1 protein-coding gene is annotated in these 3,515 nt (G+C 60.1%); it reads right to left on the minus strand.

Features of this window, described 5'->3' with window-relative positions:
* Positions 1-1,092 precede the first annotated feature (1,092 nt).
* Positions 1,093-3,345 carry a hypothetical protein gene (locus VGG64_21845; protein ID HEY1602261.1) on the minus strand — a complete coding sequence of 751 codons (2,253 nt, stop codon included), beginning with the start codon at positions 3,343-3,345 and terminating at the stop codon, positions 1,093-1,095.
* Positions 3,346-3,515 lie beyond the last annotated feature (170 nt).

Consider the following 3,515-nt stretch of genomic DNA (forward strand, 5'->3'; position numbering starts at 1 on the left):
CAAACCTACGACTGCGGCGGCTGGCAGCCCCACAGCGACCCCAACGCATGTCACGTCCACGCCGCGGTGCAATGTGCGATGTCGCATCATGTCTTCCCATAAATGAGTTTACTGATAAACATCAGACAGTCGTCCGCGCGATGCCTGAATCGAGGCTAACCGATCGTTGGGAGCGATTGTGTATCCGGGAGGTCTCGTGGGCCAGCGAACCCCTGAAGGGCAGCTGTAAGTTTGCTGAGAACGTCGAACACACAACCCCACATCGCGGTTTGGCGTTCCACGATTTCCCAAGCATACGCACTACACCCTGTACATGCCCCATTGATCCTCACCGCCACATAAGCTCCACCCGCCAGGCTATCTGGACCGAAGTTAACTGCCGCCGATATTGCTTTGCTTTGTGGGCCAGAAAAGGGGGACAGGCCAGAAAAGGGGGACATTCTGCATTTCGAGGCTCAACAAAGTAGAATGTCCCTTTTTCGCGTCCCCTTTTCCGAATCCTAGAATGTCCCCTTTTCCGAATTGGGCCGGCAGCGACCGCTCACATGCCCCGCTGGCTCAACTGTTGCACTCTCTGCGCAACGTTCAAACGTCGACTCAACTCACGTGCCGAACAGGATTGGACCTGTCCCCGTTTCTTCGTCGTTTCTTCGTCCGCACGAACCGCCGGCCTCGCCCCGCCGCAGTACTCAGCAGAACGACCCAGATGCAAACATTCAGCAGATACGCGGCCAGCGACCAGCTTGCTACGAACGCAAGCGACGCCACCCCGTCGGTGGCGGGCTCAACGAAAAACACTGGGATCGGTATCCCCCCGACCCGGCGCCCGGCTCCAATCGGATAGCTCAGTATGCCAAGCGCTACAGCAGCCCCCACCAGAGCGATCCAGCGCGCGGCTGCCGCTAACGCGGAACCACAGGACATGACACGCCTCCGTTCGCGTTGCGAAGATGCGGTAATGGTTCAGGACGAAACGATCTCATTGTACTCTGAATGCCAGCGCCAAAATCTGAGGCTATTTGCGACAATGTCTGCGAGAGTATTTAATCCTCGGTCCTAAGCTGCGCCGGGCTGGCTTCCCCACAAGCGGTGCTATCGAATAAAGTAGGAGCCGGGGCCACCGCTATTGGTGCGCGTATAAGGCGCGCAGCATTTCAACAGGACAGAGCTCACAAACGCATTACAGTCATTCCGGAAGGGCACGAACCGGCCTTCTGCTTTGCCGACGCTCAGTTGCGTATTCACGCACGCCTCGTCGCAGTCGGACAAAACACGAACTATCCCCGGCGGGCTTGTGGGTTGTTCACCATACCACTTAGACGGCGACACACAATCGCCCGACTCCTTCGAGTGGTCCGTCTGCTGCGTCTTGGAACACATGCACGAGTTGCTGGTTTTACCTTCAATCCTGCCAAGGCCGGCCGCAACTGTGTCGGTCTTTATCCAACAATGCATGAAGCCCGCGGCGCCCGCAACTGAAATGTTCGTAGCACGACAACAGACCTGCACCACCAAACCGGAGGGGTCGACAAATACCACCGGGCTGCTTCTGGCGTAGAGGTATGTGTTTGAGTCCCACGCGAGCCCAATCATCACGCCTGGACTGACGGCCCGAATTGCGGTCGAGCGCTCGGCGGCATCGCTGCGATGTGATAACGGAGTGACAAGCCCAATACGGCCGATGTCCCGACCGGGCGAAAAAAGCGTCAGCGGGTCACAAGTAAGCCAAACGCCGACAAGCGGATCGAACGCCCGATTGCGAACGTCGTGCAGGAACACCTCTTGATCAAAGCGATAGCCGGCGTAAGTCGTTTCCCAATCGAACGAGCTGGATTCGTACGAGGCGACGTCGAAGGAAGCGTCTAGGAAAACCGGCACGCCGTAGGCGGTGTAACGATAGCGCTCGTGGATGGTCCCGGTGATGTCGATGATGGCGGTGACGTTCCAGTTGGCGTCTTGGAGTGCATAGAGGCGTTCGCTGCTACGATCGCGGAGGATGAGGTCGTCGATGTAGCGCAGGCCCCAGTAAAATTGACGGTCAGGAGCTGTGGACGAGTCGACCCGCTCTTCGAGGACTTGCCAACTCGACGAATAGTAGTATTCGCGCCACGAGCCTACCACGGTTTTGCGCGTGCGGCGATGGACGCCGTCGTAGGCATTCGCGGCTACGCCCGTGATCTCCACCTGGCGGTTCCAGGCGTCGTACGTGGCCGAGTAGCTGGACGTTGGCGCGGACGGTTGCGGGAAGACCGTCATGTTGCCGGCGGCGTCGTAGCTGGGCGTGGCCCAGACGGAACCGGACGAGGCGGCGAAGGTGGCGATCTCGTTCGCCTTGGTGTGGGTGCGGGTTTGGCTGACGCTGTTGGCGGAGACTAGGGCGTCGGTGTCGACGAACGCGGACCAGTTGCCGGTGGCGTCGAGCATCCAGGATTGGCCGAGGGTTTGAGAGGTGATGGTCGTCCGGTCGGTGCCGGAGAAGGTGCCGCGCTGGAAGTCGGCGAGGCGGTGCAGGCCGTCGTAGGTGTAGAGTTCGTCGTTGCCGCCCGGGGCGACGGTGTTGTGACGCCAGGTGCGATTGCTGGCCAGGTCGTAGCCGTATTGAATCCGCTCGACGTCGGCGCCAGTGTAAACTTTGCGCCAGCGGCAATCGATCACGCGGCCGAAGTTGTCGAGGCCGGCATAAAGATTCGAGCCGGAGCCGAAGGCCAGATCGTAGCGGATGCCGGGATCCGGGTATTCGACCTGGACGAAGGTTTTCAGGCCGAGGTAGACGTAATCGACGACGGGGCCGGAACTGTCCATGATCTGCGTGACGCGACTGAGCATGTCGTCGTCGCTGTACGGGCCGGCGTACTCGTAGCTGGGACCATTGCCGGATGGGTACGTGATCTCCGTCAGCCGGACGGTATTCTGGCTGCCGTCGGCGTACGTGTACTGCACGGCGGGTGTCGAAGACGTGTTCACGGCGCCTGAGTGGCTCTGGTACTCGGCCGTAAGCTGCTGGAAGCCATTGTACTGATAAAAAATGTCGTTGGCCACGGTGCCGCCCGTGGCGGCGCTGTAGCTGGTGACGTTTTGCGGCAATCCGGCAGTATTATAAGTGCGGGCAATGCGGCGGACGGCGCCGTCGATGCCGGTGCCTAGGGTAATCACGCTATCGGCCGTGGGGCGCCCGAGCAGATCGTACGCATATTGATGCACCGTGCCATTCTGGTCGGTCATCTGCGTGACCTGGCCCTGGCGGTTGTACTCGTAACTGACCACGCCGCCGTCGGGATACGTGACGGAGCGAAGCAAGTCGGCCCGGGCCACGGCCGAGTTGGATAGTGTAGAATAGTCGTCCACACTGCGCCGACTTCACGAGCGCCGATCCAGCGACGGCTACATTCTACTGCAACACACTGGGCGAGACGCGGACGCCGATGCCCACGGTGTTGGGCTGGTTGCAGAAGGTGACTGGGAACTCGGCCTGGTGCTCGCGATAGAAGTGACAGACGAGCTTTTTCTGGTCGGCC

Source organism: Pirellulales bacterium, from assembly GCA_036490175.1.
Classification (GTDB): Bacteria; Planctomycetota; Planctomycetia; order Pirellulales; family JACPPG01; genus JACPPG01.